Annotated in this window: 16 protein-coding genes; 13 read left to right on the top strand and 3 right to left on the bottom strand. The window is 64.1% G+C overall.

The window, feature by feature from the left end; translation table 11 throughout:
* The first annotated feature begins 140 nt into the window (after nucleotides 1-140).
* Genes OVY48_RS05510 through OVY48_RS05490 form a run of 5 tightly spaced genes read left to right on the top strand, consistent with a single transcriptional unit; the run spans nucleotide 141 to nucleotide 6,421 of the window.
* A complete protein-coding gene (locus OVY48_RS05510; protein ID WP_169571208.1) occupies nucleotides 141-1,343 on the top strand; it encodes an acetyl-CoA C-acetyltransferase in 1,203 nt (400 codons plus the stop codon).
* A gap of 34 nt (nucleotides 1,344-1,377) precedes the next feature.
* Complete coding sequence (locus tag OVY48_RS05505) at nucleotides 1,378-3,546, top strand: 3-hydroxyacyl-CoA dehydrogenase NAD-binding domain-containing protein (RefSeq protein WP_193378845.1); 2,169 nt, start codon at nucleotides 1,378-1,380, stop codon at nucleotides 3,544-3,546.
* A complete protein-coding gene (locus OVY48_RS05500; protein ID WP_037476000.1) occupies nucleotides 3,543-4,700 on the top strand; it encodes an acyl-CoA dehydrogenase family protein in 1,158 nt (385 codons plus the stop codon). Before OVY48_RS05505 ends, OVY48_RS05500 begins: the two co-directional genes overlap by 4 nt.
* 21 nt (nucleotides 4,701-4,721) lie before the next feature.
* The gene (locus tag OVY48_RS05495; RefSeq protein ID WP_037475998.1) at nucleotides 4,722-5,576 is read left to right on the top strand and encodes a MaoC/PaaZ C-terminal domain-containing protein; all 855 of its coding nucleotides are present in this window, start codon (nucleotides 4,722-4,724) and stop codon (nucleotides 5,574-5,576) included.
* A 17-nt stretch (nucleotides 5,577-5,593) separates the two neighbouring features.
* Complete coding sequence (locus OVY48_RS05490; protein ID WP_037475996.1) at nucleotides 5,594-6,421, top strand: SDR family NAD(P)-dependent oxidoreductase; 828 nt, start codon at nucleotides 5,594-5,596, stop codon at nucleotides 6,419-6,421.
* A gap of 32 nt (nucleotides 6,422-6,453) precedes the next feature.
* Here OVY48_RS05490 and OVY48_RS05485 read toward each other — a convergent pair whose 3' ends face one another.
* Genes OVY48_RS05485 through OVY48_RS05475 form a run of 3 tightly spaced genes read right to left on the bottom strand, consistent with a single transcriptional unit; the run spans nucleotide 6,454 to nucleotide 8,739 of the window.
* The gene (locus OVY48_RS05485) at nucleotides 6,454-6,960 is read right to left on the bottom strand and encodes a nuclear transport factor 2 family protein (protein ID WP_037478529.1); all 507 of its coding nucleotides are present in this window, start codon (nucleotides 6,958-6,960) and stop codon (nucleotides 6,454-6,456) included.
* A 4-nt stretch (nucleotides 6,961-6,964) separates the two neighbouring features.
* Complete coding sequence (locus OVY48_RS05480) at nucleotides 6,965-7,741, bottom strand: SDR family oxidoreductase (RefSeq protein WP_037475994.1); 777 nt, start codon at nucleotides 7,739-7,741, stop codon at nucleotides 6,965-6,967.
* Entirely contained in the window at nucleotides 7,738-8,739 is a 1,002-nt protein-coding gene (locus tag OVY48_RS05475; RefSeq protein ID WP_037478528.1) for a zinc-binding alcohol dehydrogenase family protein, read from the bottom strand. Before OVY48_RS05475 ends, OVY48_RS05480 begins: the two co-directional genes overlap by 4 nt.
* Nucleotides 8,740-8,962: 223 nt before the next feature.
* Between OVY48_RS05475 and OVY48_RS05470 the strand changes: the two genes are divergently transcribed.
* From OVY48_RS05470 to OVY48_RS05435, 8 genes are all read left to right on the top strand, one after another.
* Nucleotides 8,963-11,644: a LuxR C-terminal-related transcriptional regulator gene (locus OVY48_RS05470; RefSeq protein ID WP_193378844.1), complete on the top strand. Its 2,682-nt coding sequence runs from the start codon at nucleotides 8,963-8,965 to the stop codon at nucleotides 11,642-11,644.
* Between the two features lie 81 nt (nucleotides 11,645-11,725).
* Complete coding sequence (locus tag OVY48_RS05465) at nucleotides 11,726-12,655, top strand: 3-keto-5-aminohexanoate cleavage protein (protein ID WP_037475992.1); 930 nt, start codon at nucleotides 11,726-11,728, stop codon at nucleotides 12,653-12,655.
* Nucleotides 12,655-13,749, top strand: a complete 1,095-nt coding sequence (locus tag OVY48_RS05460; protein WP_037475990.1) for a CaiB/BaiF CoA transferase family protein — start codon at nucleotides 12,655-12,657, stop codon at nucleotides 13,747-13,749. Before OVY48_RS05465 ends, OVY48_RS05460 begins: the two co-directional genes overlap by 1 nt.
* A 177-nt stretch (nucleotides 13,750-13,926) precedes the next feature.
* Entirely contained in the window at nucleotides 13,927-16,308 is a 2,382-nt protein-coding gene (locus tag OVY48_RS05455; protein ID WP_313922020.1) for a TonB-dependent receptor, read from the top strand.
* 71 nt (nucleotides 16,309-16,379) lie between these two features.
* Nucleotides 16,380-18,719 carry a 5-amino-6-(D-ribitylamino)uracil--L-tyrosine 4-hydroxyphenyl transferase CofH gene (gene cofH / locus OVY48_RS05450; RefSeq protein ID WP_313922019.1) on the top strand — a complete coding sequence of 780 codons (2,340 nt, stop codon included), beginning with the start codon at nucleotides 16,380-16,382 and terminating at the stop codon, nucleotides 18,717-18,719.
* Entirely contained in the window at nucleotides 18,716-19,546 is an 831-nt protein-coding gene (locus OVY48_RS05445; RefSeq protein WP_037479703.1) for an SDR family NAD(P)-dependent oxidoreductase, read from the top strand. The genes cofH and OVY48_RS05445 overlap by 4 nt, the downstream gene beginning before the upstream one ends.
* A complete protein-coding gene (npdG, locus tag OVY48_RS05440) occupies nucleotides 19,543-20,199 on the top strand; it encodes an NADPH-dependent F420 reductase (protein WP_037479705.1) in 657 nt (218 codons plus the stop codon). The genes OVY48_RS05445 and npdG overlap by 4 nt, the downstream gene beginning before the upstream one ends.
* A gap of 84 nt (nucleotides 20,200-20,283) precedes the next feature.
* Nucleotides 20,284-21,204, top strand: coding sequence for a TIGR03619 family F420-dependent LLM class oxidoreductase (locus OVY48_RS05435; RefSeq protein WP_037479707.1), 921 nt, complete (start codon nucleotides 20,284-20,286; stop codon nucleotides 21,202-21,204).
* The last annotated feature ends 9 nt before the right edge of the window (nucleotides 21,205-21,213 follow it).

Below are 21,213 nucleotides of genomic sequence, written 5' to 3'. Positions count from 1 at the left end.
CTAATACCCGTAGATCCCGATTGGCCTTCAGATTGCAGCGTGCGTCCGTCCATGCGCCTTTCGTTGGATAGGTGCGGACAGGGCCGCCCACGCCAAGAGCGGACACAGCAAAATATCGGATCACGGATCGGGAATTTACGATGGAAGCCTATATCTACGATCATGTTCGCACGCCGCGCGGCAAGGGCCGCCCGGATGGCGCGCTGCATGAGATAAGCTCGGTCGAAATGGCGACGCAGTTGCTCAAGGCGCTTCAGTCGCGCAACAATCTCGATACCGCGCTGCTCGACGATGTGATCATTGGCATGGCACAGCCTGTCGGCGAACAAGGCGGGGTATTGGCGCGTGCGGCGGTGTTGCAGGCAGGCTATGCCCAGACCGTCGCGGGGCAGCAGATTCATCGCTTCTGCGCCACCGGCCTTGACGCGGTCAGCTTGATCGCTGCGCAGGTTCATGCCGGGATGATCGACGCGGGTATCGGCGGCGGCGTTGAGTCGATGAGTCGCACGGTGATGGGCTATGACTCCGGCGCCTGGACGTCAGACCCCGCCGTGGCTTTCAGCAATTATTACGCCCCCCAAGGCATCGGCGCGGACATTATCGCTACGCTCGACGGATATACCCGCGAGGATGTCGACGGCTTCGCCGTCGAAAGCCAGCGCAAGGCCGCCCATGCCTGGGACCAGGGCTATTTCAAGCGCTCGATCGTCCCGGTGACAGATGTGCTGGGTGAAGTCATCCTCGACCGCGACGAACATATGCGCCCCGGCACCACGGTCGAAAGCCTCGCCAAGCTCAAGCCGGCGTTCGAAGGCTATGGCAAGGCAGGGTTCGAGGCAGTGGGCAAGGCGAAATATCCCGAGCTGGAAGAAATCAACTATGTCCACCACGGCGGCAACAGCTCCGGCATCGTCGATGGTTCTGGATTGGTGCTGGTGGGATCGAAGGCGTTCGGCGAGAAAGCGGGATTGAAGCCGCGCGGGCGTATCCGCTCCTATGCCAATATCGGCTCTGAACCCACGATCATGCTGACCGCGCCCACCGCCGTGTCGCGCAAGGCGTTGAAGGCAGGCGGGATGACCGAAAAGGACATTGACTTGTGGGAACTGAACGAAGCCTTCGCCAGCGTCGTGATGCGCTTCCAGCGTGACCTCGACATCCCCGATGACCAGATCAACGTGAATGGCGGTGCGATCGCTATGGGCCATCCGCTCGGCGCGACCGGCGCGATGATCCTGGGCACCGTTCTGGACGAACTGGAACGGCGCGACGCAGCAACTGGCCTCATCACGCTGTGCGCCGCCAACGGCCTGGGCACGGCCGCCATCATCGAGCGCGTCTGAACGCGCCCTTGCGAACTATAGAGCGGGACATTCCATGAAGACCATGCAACTGCAAAAGGCCGATGACGGCTTCGCGATCCTGACCCTCGACGCGGAAGGATCGATGAACGTCGTCAACGACGCTTTTTTAGCCGATATGGAAGCGGTGACGAAGCAGATCGCGGAAGATGACAGCATCACGGGCGTCATCCTGACATCGGCCAAGGCCAGCTTCATGGCGGGTGCCGACCTTAAGCAACTGGTCAACGGCTTCGGCACGCTGACGGCAAGCCAAGCCTACGCTTTCTCCAAGCGCGCGACCGACATGCACCGGGCGATCGAACAGTCGGGCAAGCCCTGGGTCGCGGCGATCAACGGGCTGGCGCTGGGCGGTGGGTTCGAACTCACGCTTGCCTGCCATCGGCGCATATTGGTGGACGACGCAAAGGTGCAGGTTGGCCTGCCCGAAGTCAATGTCGGCCTGCTTCCTGGATCGGGCGGCACGGTGCGGCTGGGCCTGATCGCGGGGATGAAAACCGCGCTCGACCTGCTGCTGTCGGGCCGTTCGGTCGGCCCCGCCGAAGCCCTTAAGCTGAAGATCGTGGACGAGGTGGTTTCCGCCGACACGCTGATCGACGCGGCCAAAGCCTGGCTTGCGACCGCGCCCGACCCGGTCAAGCCATGGGACGTCAAGGGCTGGACCCCACCGCAGAAGAAAGGGCTGACCGTCCCTGAAGACTCGACGGCTTATATGATGGCGACGGGTGGCATCGCCAAAGTGGGCTATAATCAGCCAGCTCCGCTGGCGATCCTCAATTGCGTGTTCCAGGGTCTGCAACTGCCCTTCGACAAGGCGCTGACCGTCGAGGGCAAATATTTCGCCAAGCTGCTGACCGATCCGGTCGCGCGCAACATCATTCGCACCACCTTCATTTCCAAGCAGGCCGCTGAAAAGGGCGCGCGCCGTCCCGAAGGCTTTGAGAAATTCGCGGCGAAGAAGGTCGGCGTGCTGGGCGCGGGCATGATGGGCGCGGGCATTGCCTATGTCTCCGCTAATGCGGGGATCGAGGTGATCCTGATCGACCGCGACACCGCGACCGCACAAAAGGGCAAGGATTATGCGGCCAGGGTGCTGGGCAAGCTGATCGAAAAGGGCAAGACGACACAGGACAAGGCCGACGCCGTCCTCGCCCGCATAACCCCTACCGACGATTTCGCCCTGCTCGACGGCTGCGACCTCGTGGTAGAGGCGGTGTTCGAGGACACCGGGATCAAGGCGGAAACGACGCGCAAAGCCGAAGCGGTGTTGCCCGACCATGCAGTGTTCGCCTCCAACACCTCGACCCTGCCGATATCTCAACTGGCGCAGGCATCACAGCGCCCCGACCAGTTTATCGGCCTGCACTTCTTCTCGCCGGTCGAGCGCATGGGCCTGGTCGAAGTCATCATGGGCAAGCAGACCAGCAAGGCGACGCTGGCCAAGGGCCTCGATTATATCGCCCAACTGCGCAAGACGCCGATCGTCGTCAACGACAGCCGCGGCTTCTACACCAGCCGCGTGTTCCAGATGCTGATCCACGAAGGCGCGGCGATGCTGGCTGAAGGCGTGCCGCCTGCGGTGATCGAGAATGCGGCCAAGGCGGTAGGGATGCCCGTTGGCCCGTTGGCGCTGCTGGACGAGCTGACGCTCGACCTGCCGCTCAAGATCGTCGATCAGGCGATCGCCGAGGAAGGCGACGCCTATACGCCGCCCGCCGGCGTTGCCGTCATGCGCCGCATGAAGGACGAGATCGGCCGCTCCAGCCGCAAGGCAGGCGGGGCCTTCTACGACTATCCCGAAGGCGGCAAGAAGCATCTGTGGAAGGGGCTGGCCGATCATTTCCCCACGAAAGCGGACTGGGACATCGAGGAACTCAAGCAGCGCTATCTCTATGCGCAGGCTATGGAAACCGCCCGGTGCCTGGAAGAAAATGTCCTGGAAACGCCGCAGGATGCCGATCTTGGCGCGATCTATGGCTGGGGATTCCCAGCGTGGACCGGCGGCACGATCAGCTATATCGACACCATCGGCATCAAAACATTCGTACAGGAATCTGACCGTCTGGCGCAGCTTTACGGGCCGCGCTTCCTGCCGTCCGCCTGGCTGCGCGACAAGGCGGCGCGGGGTGAAGATTTCTACACCCCCGCCAGCGAAACCACGGTCAAGGAGCCGGTCCCGGCATGAGACGCCTCATCTTCGAACCGGAACATGAACAGTTTCGCGACAGCGTCGTCAAATTCATGAGCACCGAAGTCGGCGCCCATGCCGAGCGGTTTCGCGAACAGGGCATTGTCGACCGCGAGCTGTATCTCAAAGCCGGGGCGCAGGGTCTGCTCTGCACCTGGGCGGACGAAAAATATGGCGGCGCGGGGATCGACGATTTCCGCTTCGAACAGATCATCATCGAAGAAAATATGCGCCATGGCGATGTGGGTTTCTACATCAACCTGCATAATGATCTCGTCGCGCCCTACTTCGCCAAACTGGGCAATGATGAACAGAAGGATCGCTGGATGCCCGGCATCGTTAACGGCGAAAAGATCCTGGCCGTCGCGATGACGGAACCTTCGACGGGCAGCGACCTGGCCGGGATGCGAACCAGCGCCACCGATCAGGGCGACCATTGGCTTTTGAACGGCGCGAAAACCTATATCTCCAACGGCATATTGGGCGACCTAATCGTGGTTGCCGCGCGGACCGATCCCAACAGCCGCCATGGCCTTGGCCTGTTCGTGGTTGAACGTGGCATGGACGGGTTCGAACGCGGCCGCAAACTCGCCAAGATGGGCCTGAAGGCGCAGGACACCGCCGAACTCTTCTTTAACGATGTGAAGGTGCCCAAGGCCAATGTGCTGGGCGATCCGACCCAGGGCTTCAAATATCTCGCCCGTTTCCTGGCGCAGGAGCGGCTGGTAGCCGCGATCGGCTTCATGGCGACGGCGCAGACCGCCTTCGACATCACACTGGATTATGTGAAGGAGCGCAAGGCGTTCGGCAAACCGATCGGCGCTTTCCAGAATACACGCTTCAAGATGGCGTCGATGCGCGCCGAATTGGACGCGCTCCAGACCTATGTGGACCAATGCGTCCTGCTGCTGAACGCGGGCGAATTGACGGCGGAGGATGCATCGGCGGCCAAGCTGCTGAGCAGCGAACTTGAGGGCCGGGTCATGGACGAATGTGTCCAGTTGCATGGCGGCGCAGGCTATATGGAAGAATATCGCATCAGCCGCATGTATACCGACGCGCGGATCAGCCGTATCTTTGCAGGCACCAGCGAAATTATGCGCGAAATCATCGGGCGGGGGCTGGGGCTGGACGAACGCAAGCTGTCCTAAGTTGCTGCCGGGAGAGTGCCGATGTTGAACCTGGATCGCTTGCGGGACTTCGCCATTCCCGCGGCGGAGGATATGTGCGATCCGCGCAGCGCCATCCTCTACGCACTGGGCGTGGGCGCGGGTCTCGGGCCGATCGATGAACAGAATCTGGTGTTCGAGCGTGACTTGGCGGTGCTGCCGACCATGGCGCTGGTGCTAGGTACGCCCGGTTTTTGGCCGATGGCGGCGGAACTGGGCTGGGACTGGGCCAACATCCTGCATGGCGAACAGAGTTTGCGTCTGTTCCGCCCGCTGGAGCTGGGCCAACTGGTGCACGGTCGGATCGAGATTGGCGATATCGCCGATAAGGGACCGGGCAAGCCTGCGCTGGTGCGTGCCAAGCGGACCCTGATGACGCCGACCGACCTGGTGATCGCGGAGATGGAAGAGACCTGGGTGTTGCGCGGCACGGGTGGCTTTGGCGGGCCGCGCGATCTGCCCGGTGCGGCAGCCGTCGCCATGCCCGACGAGCCGGCCCATGCCTTGCTCGACCTGCCGACCGCGATCAACCAGGCGCTGCTCTATCGCCTGACCGGGGATCGCAACCCGCTGCATGTGGATGCCGGAACCGCCGCGTCGGCCGGGTTCGATCGACCGATCCTGCATGGGCTGGCGACGATGGGGCTGGTCAGCCGGGCGCTGGTTCATTCATGCTGTGGTGGCAACCCCGCTCTTCTTACGGCGATTAGTTCGCGTTTCACCGCTCCGGTCTGGCCGGGTGAAACGGTGCGAACGGAAATCTGGCGCGATGGCGTTGATGTGCTGTTTCGCGCCAGCGTCCCCGATCGGGGCATAGTGGTCATGGATGGTGGACGGGCTTGCGTCGCCGGATTTTGAAGGGAACGGGAAGTAACGTGAAGATATTGGATGGTAAGGTGGCCCTGGTATCCGGGTCGGGTCGCGGCATTGGCAAGGCGATCGCGCTCAAGCTGGCGCGCAATGGCGCGCATATCGTCGTCAACGACCTGGACGATGACGTCGCCCATGCAACGGCCGCAGAGATTGAGGCGCTGGGTGTCCGCGCAGTGGTATGCGTGGGCGACGTAACTGCGCTGGATTTCGGCGAGCAATTCATCGCCGCAGCGGCCGACGCCTTCGGCACGATCGACATCATCGTCAACAATGCCGGCTATGCTTGGGATTCGGTGCTACAAAAGACCAGCGACGAACAATGGATGGCGATGCTGGACGTGCATCTAAGCGCCCCGTTCCGCATCCTGCGCGCCGCCCAACCGGTCATCGCGGCGGCGGCCAAGGCGGAGATCGCCGCACATGGCCGCGCCACACGCCGCACCGTCGTCAACATCTCCTCGGTCGCGGGGCTGGGGGGCAATCCTGGGCAGGCGGGCTATGCCGCTGGCAAGGCCGGGATCGTGGGCCTGACCAAGACCGTGATGAAGGAATGGGGCCGCTATAATGTCACCGTCAACGCTGTCGCCTTCGGCGCGATCATGACGCGGATGACCGCGGGGGAGGCGGGCAGTTCGACCATCAATGTGAAGGGCAAGGACATCAAGGCCGGTGTCAGCGACGAAATCTTGGAAGCGATGGAAAAGGGCATACCGCTGGGCCGCGCGGGCACGCCGGAGGAAGCCGCCGGCGCGGTCTATCTTTTGTGCTTGCCCGAAGCGGACTACATCACCGGCCAGGTCATCGTCGCGGGCGGCGGCTGGCAGCTATAGGCGAGGCGGCGGGGCGCGGCCTCGCCTGCCAGTCAAGCGGGCCAGGTCGGCGCGCGCCCATGCATCCCCGTAAAGATCGGCCGCATAGGTTCGGGCACTTGCCCGGCACCGACACCCGTACCGAAATTCAAACCACGCCGTTCACGGATGCGCCACCCGTTAGGCGTGCGCCGCAGCCGGTCCTCATATCCGCCCACCGCCAGCAGATCGGTGGCACGCAGCGGATCGGCATCGGGAATCGCGAACCAATGCCAGGCCAGGATGCGGCTGGCCGCCCGCGCTTCGTCGCCATCCACCTCGATCACGACATTGGTGACATTGTGGCAGCAGCCCAGTAGCGACCCCTGATAGGTCATGCATTGCGCATGGATGGCGTCCCGTCCCACCGCCTTCGCCCCGCCAAAATCGATGATGCCGTCGGGCGTGAACACCTCGTCCGCAATCCGGTGATACTGCATTGCATCGATCAGATGGGCGTAGCGATACAGGCATGCCTCTATCGCGATCCGGTCGGCCAGAATGTGGAGACTGTGGGTCATGATATCAGCCGCAACCGACCACGCCGCCATCGACCGGAATTTGCGCGCCCGTCACATAAGCGCCCGCCCGCGAACATAGAAATACGACAATCCCGGCGATGTCGTCCGGCTTGCCCAGGCGACCCAGCGGAATATGAGCCAGCAGCCCCGCATCGACACTGTCGTCGTCGCGCATATGCGCGGTCATCTTGGTCGGGAAGAAGCCGGGGATGACCGCATTCACCGTGATGTTGCGCGCGGCCAGATCGCCCGCCAGGTCGCGCGTCATCATATGGACCGCCGCCTTGCTGGCGGCATAACTATAGGCGCTCAGCCGCTCGGTCTTCATGCCCGCGACCGAGCCGATATTGATGATCCGCGCCGGATCGTCGTCGGTTCCTGCCGCGCCCAGTTCGGGCAGCAATTCGCGCACCATGGTGAAGGGAGTCTGGACATTCACCGCCATCACGCCGGGCCACGCCTTGTCGGGGAAACTGTCTATCTCTCCGCCCCAGGTCTTGCCCGCATTATTGACCAGGATATGGCACGCCCCCACGGCATCGCGGTAGCGCGCGACCAGATCGACTGCGGCCTCCGGCGTCGAAAGATCGGCGGGCAGGGGGATGCAAGTACCCAATGCCCCCATCTCGCTCGCCGCAGCCTCGCAGATATCGGCCTTGCGCGACGTGATCGCCACCGTCGCGCCCGCGCGCAGCAGCCCTTCGGCGATCATCCGGCCCAGCCCCTGCGCGCCGCCGGTGACGATCGCCTTCTTGCCCGCTAGGCTGAACAGGTAGCTCACATCGTCACCACGACTTTGCCGAATTTGTGACTGTCGCGCAGATGCAGCAGCGCTTCCTTCGCCTGCGCCAGCGGGTAGGTGGCTTCGATCACCGGCCTGATTTGATGATCACTCGCAAATGCCAGCATCTCTTGGAAATCCTGCGGATCGCCCACTTGGCTGCCGACGATGCTGGCGCTTTTCAGGAAGATGTCGGTCGCGTTGAACTTGATCTCGTTGCCCGCGGTCGACCCGTAGATGACGATGCGCGCGCCCGGATTGATCGCGCGGACATAATTGGCGAAGCTGGGCGCGGGCGCGCCGTCCAACACGACGTCGACGCCGCCGGTCAGCTTGCCGACCTGCTTGCGCCAGTCGGGGTCGGTGTAGAGCAGGCCGCCCTTGGCCCCCATGGCGATCGCGCGGTCGATCACCTCCTGGTTCTCGCCGGTGACATAGACATTGGCGCCTTTGGCGACGGCAAAGGCCAGGCCGAAGGTGGCAACACCGCCGCCCACGCCGCTGATCAGCAGCGTCTCGCCCGCCTGCAACCGCCCCTTGAACATCAGCGCTCGCCAGGATGTCAGCGCCGTCAGCGGCATCGCGCCGGCTTCCTCGAAGCTCATGAAGGCAGGCTTGGGCGCCAGATTTTCGACCGGCACGCAGATATATTCGGCGATCGTCCCGGCAAAGGGCATCCCCAGCAGGCCGAAATCGGCGGCGGGGGCATGACGGTTCGGCCCCCAGTTGCGGGCGGGGTAGAGGACGACCTCGTCGCCTTCGCTGGCCCCGCTCACGCCCTCGCCGATCATGTCCACCACGCCCGCGCCGTCGCAACCCAGCGTCGTGGGCACGGTCATGCCGGGATATTGGCCATGGGTGATGAACAGTTCGCGGTGATTGATCGACGCGGCTTTGATAGCGACCCGGACTTCGCCGGGGCCGGGCACGGGCGTTTCGACATCCGCCATGATAACGGAATCGGGTCCGTCGATCTTTTCGAGATACAGGGCCTTCATGGTGAACCTTTCCTGATGCGTCGGCGCGGCCGTTGGGATCGCCTGCCTTTTTCTGGATGGCGCGCCCGCGACGCAGCCTGTCATGCCATCAGGACAATGTTCTGGCGCGCTCATGACCTATCTGTGGATAGGAAAAGGGGATTGCATTTCAGATTTCAACGGTCAGAATATATTTGCAACAATAAAACGAATCGTGCCACGCAGCACGAACAGGAGAGACTGAATGGCCGTTGTCCCGACAATCGTCCTGCCGCCCCGCATCACTCCGACGCTGATCGAGCGTCCGGCGCTGCTGGCGCTGATCCCAAAGGTTGCCCTATCCCGCATGACGGTGGTGTCCGCGCCGGCAGGCAGCGGCAAGACCACGGCCATGCTGTTCTGGGCCGAACGTCTGCGGGCGGAGGGGCGACCGCTGCTGTGGCTGGCGGCGCGCGCGGGCATCGGCAACAAGGCGTCCTTCCTGCTCGCGCTCAAGGCTGCCGGCGTCGCGGCCCGGCTGGATTGGGCCGATCTCGACGCCGACGCGGGTGATGCCGTGTGGCTCGAGGCGCTGTCGACGGTGGTCGAACCCAAGCCGGTCATCGTCATCGACGACGCGCAACTGCTGGACGAAGCGACCCTGGCCTTCATCGCCCAGCTGTCGTCCAGCGCGCGCGACGGCCTGACCATGATCGTGGCGGCGCGCGGCTCGGTAGGACTGCCGCTGGCGCGGATGCGGGCGCTCGGTTTCCTGGTCGAGGTGGGTAATGCCGACCTCTCTCTGACGCTGGCTGAAGCCACGCAACTGGTAACGATGAGCGTGGGCGCGCCGATCGATGCGCAAAATTTGCAGGATATCGTGCGCGATACCCAGGGCTGGGTATCGGGCGTCGTCATCGCTTGCGATCTCTACCGGCGCGGCGCGCAGGGGGCGGGCCAGATGCGGCTGACCGGCCTGCGTCCGGAATTTGCTGAATATTTCCATGAAGAGGTGCTTGGCCAGCAGCCCGACGACGTGCGCCGTTTCCTGGTCGACACATCAATTCTGGATGAACTCACCCCTTCCGCCTGTGCGGCGGTGACGGGCAATGACGATGCGCGCGCCATGCTGGATCGCGTCTTTCGCGAAGGGCTGTTCCTCAATCCGATCGATCAGGAACATGGCCGCTACGCCTATCACCGCCTGTTCCGCGACATGGTGCTGGGCCGCCTGATGGACCGGGCCCCCGCGCGCGCCGCCATGATGCATTGCCGCGCGAGCGATCATTTCGCCGCGACGGGCGACATCCTCAAGGCGGTCGAACATGCCCGACTGAGCGGGGATCAGGCTTTCCTGGCCGGACAGTTGGATCGGCTGGCCGAACAACTCACCTATTCGGGTTATCTGTATCGGATCGACGAGTTGGGCGCGGAACTCCCCTGGGCCGTATTGGCACAACACCCCTATCTGCTGCTGGCTTTGGCTTGGCGGCGGATACGGCAATTGTCGTTCGCCGCCGCCGACAGGCTGATCGCCACCGCGCGGTCGATCCACGAAGCGCGCAACCAGAGCGACGACGTGTCGGCGCATGATAATGAACAACTGAATCTGATGATCCGCCATCGCCTCGTCATGCTGGCGGCGGCGCGCGACGATATGGTGGAGGTGGAGGCGGAAGCCGAACCCCTGCTTGCGGAAATGGCCGAAAGCCACGCCTATCTCAGCTGCACCCTGCTCGCGCAATTGATGTCGGCGCGGCGCGAACTCTATCATTTCCAGGACATGCTCAAGCTTGAGGCGGAAACCCGGCGCGCTTTGTCTCGCCCCGGATCGGACTTCGCGTCGATCGCGCTCAAGGCCTCGGTCGCGCCGACGCTGATGGCGCAGGGCAAGACGCAGCTGGCGCATCGTTTCCTGGACGAGGCCCTTACCCTGGCCCGCGACATTCATGGCGAGGGGTCGGGCCTTGCGGCGCTGCCCGCCTTGCCACTGGCGGAACTCCTTTATGACGCGGGCGATCTGGATGGCGCGGCGGCGCTGGTCGAACGCCACCTGCCCGTGGTGCGGCAATGGGGATTCGCGGACCAGATGGCGTCGGGCTACATCGTCAACGCCCGGCTGCGCGCCGCGCGCGGCGATCTGCCGGGCGCGCTGTCGACGCTCAACGACGCGCATCTGGTCGCGATCGAATGTGGGCTGGACCGGATGCGCGCCTTCATCGTGGCGGAAGAGGTCCGCCTGCTCATCAAGGCCGGCCAGATCGAGGAAGCCGAACGGCATTTTGCCGCGGGCGATTCGCAACTGGACGGCGAACCGATCCCCACGCTGCATCCCACGCGCCGCAACGAAAGCATCGCCATCGCTTGGCTACGGATCGAGATGCAGCGCCATCGGCTCAGCCGCGCGCGCAAGGTTGCGCATCGCTGGCTGGAATTCGTCCGTCGCGCCGGGGCCGTCCGCTCAGCCGTGACGTTCGAACTGTTGCTGGCGGAAATCGCCGTGTTACAGGGCAATCGGTCCGAAGCTCGTCGCGCCGTGCGGACCGCGGTCGAAATGGCCGAACCGGCGGGCTGGGTCCGCATCTTCGTCGATGAAGGCGAAGTCATCGCCTCGCTGCTGACCGAAGCCTATGCACAGGGGCCGGAACTGGAAACCCCGGCCGACCGCTTCGCCGTGCGGCTGGTGTCGCTGATGCGCAGCGGCCCGCAGATCGAAAGCGACGAGGAGGATGACGATGATTTCGGCCTGACTGGTCGCCTTGCCAACCGGGAAGTCGATATCTTGATGATGGTGAGCGGGGGCCTGCGCAACCGCGAAATCGGCGACCGGCTTGGCCTGACCGAAGGCACGGTCAAATGGTATATGCAGCAGATCTACGACAAGCTGGGCGTTCGGCGGCGGCCGCAGGCGGTGTTGCGCGCGCGCCAGCTTGGCATCCTGCCCTGACGCTCCCGCTTCCGCCTACCCAAGGATAGATTGCGCGTCCTCACGCGCCTGCCATCGCCCAGCCGGGCGAAAGGAACCATCATGGCCAAACGTAAAGTCATCATCAGCTGCGCCATCACCGGCGCCATCCATACCCCTTCCATGTCGCCCTATCTGCCGATCACGGCAGAGGAGATCGCAGAGTCGGCGATCGGCGCGGCGGAAGCGGGCGCGGCGATCATCCACCTGCACGCCCGCAATCCCGTCGACGGGCGGCCCGACCAGAATCCCGACTTGTTCACGCCCTTCCTCAAGGTCATCAGGCAGCGCAGCGACGCGGTGCTGAACCTGACCACCGGCGGCCATCCTTCCATGACCGTGCAGGAACGGATGCGCCCGGCGCAGAGCTTCGCGCCCGAAGTCGCCAGCCTCAATATGGGCACGATGGGCTTTGGCCTGTTCCCGATGCTGGACCGGTTCAAGGACTTCAAGCATGACTGGGAACCGGTCGCACTGGAAGCATCGCGCGACCTGGTGTTCAAGAATACCTATGCGGATATCGAATATCTGCTGGCCACCCTGTCGCCGCTCGGCACCCGCTTCGAATTTGAATGTTACGACACCAGCCACCTCTACAACCTCAAATATTTCCTTGACCGCGGGCTGGTGAAGGCGCCTTTGTTCATCCAGACCTGCTTTGGCATATTGGGCGGCATCGGCAGCCATCCCGACGACATCATGCATATGAAACGCACCGCCGACCGACTGTTCGGCGATCAATATCAATGGTCGGTGCTAGGCGCAGGCGCGCGCCAGATGAGTATCGTCGCCATGGCCGCGTCGATGGGCGGCAATGTGCGGGTGGGGCTGGAGGATTCGCTCTGGGGCGGCCCCGGCCGCCTGGCGCAGACCAATGCCGAACAGGTCGCGACCGCGCGCCAGATCATCGAGGGTATGGGGCTGGAAGTGGCTACGCCGGATGAGGCTCGCGCTATTCTGGACCTCAAGGGCGCGGACCGGACCAACATCTGATGACCAAGCTATCGGGGCCGCTGGCCGGTATCCGCATCGTCGAGATCGACGCTATCGGCCCGGTGCCGCTGGCGGCGATGCTGTTGGCGGATATGGGGGCGGAGATCATCCGCGTCGCGCGACCACCATCGGCGGGCGCGGGCGAATGGGACGATGTCGGCGGCGACATTCTCCACCGCAGCCGGACGGTGATCCATCTCGACCTCAAGCGCGATGATGACCGCGCCCAGCTGCTCGACCTGATTGATCGGGCGGACGGCCTGATAGAGGGCTATCGCCCTGGTGTGATGGAGCGGCTGGGCATCGGCCCGGACATCTGCCTGGCGCGCAATCCGCGCCTGGTGTTCGGCCGCATGACCGGGTGGGGCCAATCGGGTCCACTGGCGATGCGCGCTGGGCATGACATCAACTATCTCTCAATCACCGGCGCGCTGAACGCGATGGGCGAACAGGGCGCGCCGCCGCCGGTGCCGCTCAATCTGGTGGGCGATTATGGTGGCGGCGCTATGTTCCTGATCTTCGGCCTGCTCAGCGCCCTGCTGTCGGCGCAACGAACGGGACAGGGGCAGGTGGTCGACGCCTGCATCACCGACGGCGTCGCGTCGCTGATGAGCCTTTTTTACGCTTGGCAGCCCAAGGGGCTATGGACCGATGCGCCCGCCTCCAACCTGCTGGACGGGGCCGCGCCTTTCTATCGCTGCTATATGTGTGCGGATGGTCGGCATGTCGCGGTCGGTTGCTTGGAACCCAAATTCTTTGCCCAGATGGTCGATGGGCTGGGCCTGTCGGATCGTCGCTACGACCAGAACGACCGCGCGACTTGGCCAGCGATGCAGGCCGATTTTACGGCCGTCTTCGCGACCCGCACGCGCGACGCATGGGCCGATCATTTCGGGGAGACCGATGCGTGCGTCACCCCGGTTCTGGCGATGGCCGAAGCGCCGGGGCATCCGCATAATCAGGCGCGCGGCACCTTTATGCAGCGGGAAAGCATCGCCCAACCGGCACCCGCGCCCAGGCTGGATCGCACGGCAGGGGCCATCACCGAAGCCGCCAGCGCGGACGCGGCGGACATCATCCGCCGCTGGTCCTAATCGCCACGCCAAAAGCCTGCGGCATAATTACCACGAGAGACAGATTAGTTTCAATCTGTTCAACGATTCCTGCCGAAAGGTAGGTGGAGAATGGCGGCTATGACCGCCTCTATGCGCCGGTAAGGACGATGCCTGCAAAAAGAACAGGCGATCCAGATCGGCCAAGGGAGAGAGAGAATGAAATTCGGCATTTTGAGACTGGCGTTGCTGACGACCGGTGCGACCTTGGCGACCCCGCTCTGGGCGCAGGACGCGACCAGCGCCGCGCCCCAGGCTGAAAGTTCCAGCAGTGGCGACATCGTCGTCACCGCCCGCCGTCGCGAAGAACGGTTGCAGGACGTGTCCGTCTCCATCTCCGCCTTCTCGGCCGCCTCGCTGGAACGCAGCACCGTCCAGACGGTCAGCGACGTCAAGACGATCGCACCGGGCTTCACCTTCTCGTCCGAAGGCGGCAAGGACAATGTCGCGCTCACCCTGCGCGGCATCGGCCAATTGCCGCTGGGCGAAGTCACGCCGGGCGTCGTCATCTACCTGAACGACACCCCGCTGCCTGCCGTCGGCTCCAACGTGCCGACCTACGACATCGGCAGCATCCAGGTGCTCAAAGGGCCGCAGGGCACGTTGTTCGGCCGCAACACGCTGGGTGGCGCCGTCGTCATCGGCAGCCAGCGCCCGACCTATGAATTTGAAGGTTATGTCGAGGGCACCTATGGCAGCTTCGACTATCGCGAACTGGAAGGGGCGATCAACGTCCCCATCATCGCCGACAAGGTGGCGTTCCGCGCGGCCGGCCAGGTCCGGCGGCAGGATCCTCGTACGATCGCGTTCGACGGTGGCCCCGGCTTTGACAATATCAAGCAGGACGCCTTCCGCCTGTCCTTGCTGCTGGAGCCGATCGAGGGTCTGAAAAGCACCACCATCTACGAATATTTCAAGAGCGACGAACTGGCCGGTGGCCTTTATCTGCTGCGCCAGAATTTCTCGCTCGCCGCCTTCGGCCTCGGCGTGCTGGACCCGCAGGCACAGCAGGCGCTCGAAACGCAGCGCGCCAACCGGCGCGGTTCGTTCGACGGCGGCATCAATGGCGGCCGTTCGTCGCGCAAGATGACGTCGATCACCAACGACACCTCGTTCAGCTTTGGCGACCTGACGCTGCGCAACATCTTCGGTTTCCGCAAGAATTTCAGCAATCAGCTGATCAACACCGGCGCGCTGCAAAATCTGTCGATCCCCACCGGCCTGCCCGCGCCACTCCCCGCTGCTGTGCCCTTCACCCTGTTCCACGCCGCGTCGGTGCTGGATCGCCAGTATCTGACCAACGAAACCCAGTTGCTGGGCGATTTCGGGTCGTTCAACTTCATCACCGGCGTCTTCTACAATAACGACAAGTCCGCCGGTCCCACCGGATCGCAATTCACGGCCTTCTCGGTCGGTGGAGTGCCAGCGCCTGCGGTTAGCGCGCATGTCCGCAACAAGAATTTCGCGGTCTATGGCCAGATCGGTTATGAAATCACGGATAAGCTGAAACTGAACCTCGGCGCGCGTTACAGCTGGGACAAGGTATCGGCCTGCGGCGGCACGATCGGCACCAGCTACGTCGATGAGGATACCTGCCTGGCCACGGCAGCGCTTGGCTTGGCCGATGGCGTCGGCACCGTCTCCAACAAGGGGGAGGAGCCGAGCTGGACCATCGGCCTGGATTACAAGGCGACGCCCGACTGGCTGCTCTACATTTCGTCGCGGCGCGGCTATCGCGGCGTGAACATCAACACCCCGCTGTTCGAAACGCCCTTCACCACCGGCGGCGTCGATCCGTCCTGCGTCGCAACCGGCGGCGTCTGCCCCGACCTGCGCGCCTTCCAGAAGACCGGCGAGGAGCGGATCACCGACGTCGAACTGGGGTCGAAATATGACTATCATGTGGGGGAGGCACGCGGCCGATTGAACATCGCGGCCTATTACAGCAAGTATAAAAACGCGCTGCAATTCCTCAACACGCAGACCATCATCCCCAATGGCACGCCGGATTCGCCGACCAACGGATCGCTGGCGGCCAATGTCGCCAACCTGCGGATATGGGGCGTGGAACTGGAAGCCTCGATCAGCCCCACCCGCAACTTCACCGTGTCCTTCAACGCCGCCTATACCGACGTGAAGGTGGAAAGCGTCAACGTACCGAACGGGCTGCCCGCCTCGGTCACGCTGGGCAAGGCGCAAATCAACACCTACTCGCCCAAATTCTCCGGCACGGCGAGCGTGAGCTGGATCCTGCCGATCAAGCCGGCCGACGGCGATCTCGCCTTCAACTCGGACCTGTTCATGACCGATGATTTCGGTGGCCAGAACGGCGAAAAGCTGCCCGGCTACAAGCTGGTCAACGCCCGCCTCGACTGGCGCGGCATTGGCGGCACGGGCCTGGATCTGGGCGTGTTCGTGAAGAATGTCTTCAAGGAAGAATATTTCTCGGCGTCCAGCGTATTGCTGTCCTCCTTCCCGCTCAGCTCGGTCTATGCCGGGGAGCCACGGACCTGGGGCGTCAGCGCGAAATACAGCTTCTGATGAGAAGGCAGGCGGGGCAGATAGCATCTGCCCCGCCTGCGCCTCGGGCCGGGATAACTGCGGAGTAGGATGTGACTTTGGACGATCTGCATCGCATGGACGCGGCCGCTGGCGAGATTGCGGCCCTGCTGCGCGCCAGCACGCTGGCCGCGATGATGACGCAGGCGGAAGCGCTGACGCTGGAGGGGCATGGCACCCGCGTCACCTATTCGCGCAAAGTGTTCATTCCGCTCACCAAATTATGCCGCGACGTCTGCCATTACTGCACCTTTGCCACCACACCGGCGCCGGCGGTCGACGCCTATCTCAGCCGCGAAGAAGTCCTGGCGATCGCGCGCGCGGGCGCTGAGGCCGGGTGCCGGGAGGCGCTGTTCACCCTGGGCGACCGGCCCGAGGACCGCTATGCCGCGGCGCGCGACGCGCTGGCCCGGCTGGGCCATGATTCCACGCTTTCCTACCTCGCCGAAATGGCGGAACTGGTCCTGCGCGAAACCGGCCTGTTGCCCCACCTCAACCCCGGCCTGATGGACGCGGCCGACTATGCCCTGCTGCGCCCCCATGCCGCGTCGATGGGCATCATGCTGGAAAGCAGCGCAGATCGGCTGTGCGCGCGTGGCGGCCCGCATTTCGGCTCGCCCGACAAGCAGCCTGCGCGTCGTCTGGCCACGATCGCGGAGGCGGGCCGCACCAAAGTGCCTTTCACCACCGGGCTGCTGATCGGCATCGGCGAAACCCGCGACGAACAGGTCGACGCGCTGGTCGCCATCCGCGACCTGCATCGCCAATATGGCCATATTCAGGAAGTCATCATCCAGAATTTCCGGGCCAAGCCGGGCACGCGGATGGCCGAGCATGCCGAACCGGCGCTCGACGATCATCTCTGGACGATCGCCGCCGCGCGGCTGATCCTGGGACCGGACATGACGATCCAGGCGCCGCCCAACCTCCACGACCAAGTCGATCTTGCTCCGCTGATCCGGGCCGGGGTAAACGACTGGGGCGGGGTGTCGCCGGTGACGCCCGACCATGTGAACCCCGAAGCCCCATGGCCCCATCTGGAGACATTGGCGCAGGCCACCCGCGCCGCTGGCCGCACGCTTTCCCAACGCCTTGCCATCGGGCCACGTTACGCGCTGGCGGCGCAGGATTGGGCCGCGCCTGCGGTCGCAACCCTTATCCTGCGCGCGATCGACGGACGCGGCCTGCCCAAGCCCGACGATTGGGCCGCCGGGCATGGCGACGACGCGCCCGCGTTGATCGGCGGCGATGTCGGCCAGGCATCGGCATCGGTGCAGGCGCTCCTGCGCCACGCCGAAGCTGGTGCGCGCCTGAGCGAGCGTGACATCGTCACCCTGTTCGATGCCGATGGCCACGACCTTGCTGCCATCGTCGCCCAGGCCGACCGGCTGCGGCAGGAGACTATCGGCGACACGCTGACCTATGCCGTCAATCGCAACATCAACTACACCAATATCTGCCTCTACAAATGCGGCTTCTGCGCCTTTTCGAAGGGCAGTACGAAGGCGATGCGCGGCCCCGCCTACCGGCTCGACTATGCCGAGGTTGGACGGCGCGCGGCCGAAGCATGGGATCGCGGCGCCACCGAAGTCTGCCTGCAAGGGGGCATCCATCCCGACTATGACGGCAACACCTATCTCTCCGTTCTGAAGGCCGTGCGCAAAGCCGCGCCGGACATCCATATCCACGCTTTCTCCCCGCTGGAAGTTACCCATGGCGCGCATACGCTGGGCCTGCCGCTGGAGGATTATCTGGCGCAGTTGAAGGCGGCGGGCCTCTCCACCTTGCCCGGCACCGCGGCCGAGATACTCGACCCCGAAATCCGCGCGCTGATATGCCCGGACAAGGTCAGCGCAGACGAATGGATCGAAGTGATGCGCGTGGCCCATGGCATCGGCCTGCGCAGCACCGCGACGATCATGTTCGGCCATGTCGAGGGCTATCGCCACTGGGCGCGCCACCTGCTGCGCATCCGCGCCTTGCAGGAACAGACCGGCGGCTTCACCGAATTTGTCCCCTTGCCCTTCGTCCATATGGAAGCGCCGATCTGGCGCAAGGGGCTGGCCCGGTCGGGACCAAGCTATCGCGAGGCGGTGCTGATGCACGCCATCGCCCGCATCGTCCTGCATCCGCTGATCCCCAATATCCAGGTGTCCTGGGTCAAGATGGGACCGGAGGGGGCGGCGGCAATCCTGAACGCGGGCGCCAACGACATGGGCGGCACGCTCATGGACGAATCGATCACCCGCGCGGCGGGTGGCGTCAACGGCCAGGAATTTGGCCCCACGCAAATGCGTGCGCTCGCCGCATCGGTCGGACGTCCCGTCCGCCAGCGCACTACCCTTTATGATCCGGTATCGCCCCGGCAAACCCACATCACGGAGTCCCTATGACCGATCTCTTGCACCCTCTGAAGGACAAGGTCGCGATCATCACCGGCGGCGGCAGCGGCATCGGCCGCGCCACCGCGCTGATGATGGCGCAGCGCGGCGCGAAGGTCGCGATCACCGGCCGCACCGAATCGCGCCTGTCCCATGTGGTCGACGAAATCACGGCGCAGGGCGGGCAGGCGCTCGCCGTCGCCATGGACGTGATGGAGGAAGCCTCGATCGCGGCGGGCATAACCAAGGTGGTCGATCATTTCGGCGGCCTCCATATCCTCCACAGCAACGCCGCCCAGACCGGCCTGATGCACGAAGACGCGCTGATCGCCGACATGGACGTCGCCTTCTGGGATCGCACTTTTGCCACCAACCTGCGCGGGTCGATGCTGTGCGCCAAGCACGCCATCCCCCATCTGCTGTCGGCAGGCGGCGGGTCGATCGTCTTCACAGGTTCCGGCAAGGGGCTGGCGGGCGATGTCGACTATCCTGCCTATGGCACGACCAAGGCAGGGATGCTGGGCCTCTCCAAATATATCGCCACCCAATATGGCAAGCAGGGCATCCGCTCCAACGTGGTCGTGGTCGGCCTGGTGATGACAGAGGCGCTGGACGACAATATGCCGCCAGAGGCCCAGAAGCTGATGACCGAACATAATCTGGTCGATTATCTGGGCCGGCCGGAGGATATCGCCGAAGTCGTCGCCTTCCTCGCGTCCGACCAGGCCCGTTATGTTACGGGCGCATCGATCGTCGCCGATGGCGGCTTTACATCCCATTCGGCGGTCTATGCGGACATGATGCGCTTCGCTGCCATGCAATCAGGAACCAGCGCATGAACTTTCCATCCATCGCCGTCGTCGGCGGCACCGGCAATCTGGGCGCGGCGATCGCCTGGCGCCTCGCCCGTGCGGGCTATCCCGTCGTTATCGGATCGCGCAGCGCGGACGGCGCGCAAAAGACGGCGGCGGAACTCGGCCACGGCCTCTCCGGCGCCACCAATATCGACGCGGCGGCCGGCGCGGACATCGTCATCGTCACCGTGCCCTTCGCGGCGCAGGACGCGACGCTGCGCGACATCGCGCCCCATGTCGCGGGCAAGATCGTGGTGGACACCACCGTCCCGCTGGTCCCGCCCAAGGTGATGCGCGTGCAACTCCCCGCCGAGGGATCGGCCGCGCTCCGCGCGCAGGCCGCGCTGGGCGAAGGGATGACTGTCGTGTCTGCCTTCCACAATGTCGCCGCGCACAAGCTGGCCAAGGATGTCGATGTCGGCTGCGACGTGCTGGTGTTCGGCGATGACAAGGCGGCGCGGGGCCAGGTCGTCGCGTTGGCCGACGCGATGGGCCTGCGCGGCCTGCACGGTGGCGCGCTGTGCAATTCGGCGGCGGCCGAAGCCCTGACCTCGATCCTCATCTTCCTCAACAAGACCTACAAGGTTGACGGCGCGGGCATCCGCATCACCGGCGACCTGATCCCGCCGACGGATTGAGCGCAACCCCTTCCGGGCGGAAGGTGCGACCCGGCCACCGGGCGCGCCATCCTGCCGGGCATAAACGATACAGGGGATAGAGGAATGAAGCTCAACATCGGCGTGCCCAATTCGATGCATGTGGCGGCGATGACCCAGCCATGGGAACATGCGCTGACCGGCGACGATATCGGTCGCGCGCTTAAGGTCGCTGACGATCTGGGCTTCAACAAATGCATGTTGGGCGAACATTTCATCATCCCGCAGGAACATATCGCCCTGTCTGGCGACCATTATGTCCATGGCACGGTGGCGCTCGCTTTCCTCGCCGGGCGGACATCGAAAATGCGGGTCAGCTCGTCCGTCTCCATCCTGCCGCTGCAAAGCCCGATCGTACAGGCCAAGGCCTGGTCCACGCTCGACTGGCTGAGCGGCGGCCGCGCGACCGCGCTGTTCGGCGTCGGCTGGCTGAAGGAGGAATTCGACATGCTGGGCGTCGATTTCCACAATCGCGGGCGCATGGCGGACGAATATGTCGCCGCAATCATCGAACTATGGACGTCCGACACGCCGACGTTCGAAGGGGAATTTGTCTCCTTCAAGAATGTCGGCTTCGCGCCCAAGCCGGTGCAGCAGCCGCGCCTGCCGATCTGGTTCGGCGGTGACGCGGAACCGGTATTGAAGCGGGTGGCGAAATTCGGCGACGGCTGGTCGCCCTTCCGCACCCCGCCCGAAAAATTCCCCGCATGTCTCGACCTTATCCGCGCGCAGCCGACCTATGACGGTCGCCCGATCGACCTGTTCTTCGCGCTGGAAATGCTAAATGTCGGCGCCCATCACGAAATTATGGATGATCCCCGCGCGCCCGGCACCCGCAATGCGCAGAAAATCATCGACCAGATCGGCTGGCTGAAGGATTTGGGCGTCAACGAAACGATCGTGCCGCTGCCACCGGGCATGACGGGCCTGACCGAATATATTGAGCGCCTGCACTGGGTAGCCGAAGAAATCATGCCCAGGGTGTGAGCATTGCCC

The organism is Sphingobium sp. SA2 (assembly GCF_032227065.1).
In the GTDB taxonomy this organism is placed as follows: Bacteria; Pseudomonadota; Alphaproteobacteria; order Sphingomonadales; family Sphingomonadaceae; genus Sphingobium.
This window is presented reverse-complemented; position numbering and strand designations above follow the sequence as displayed.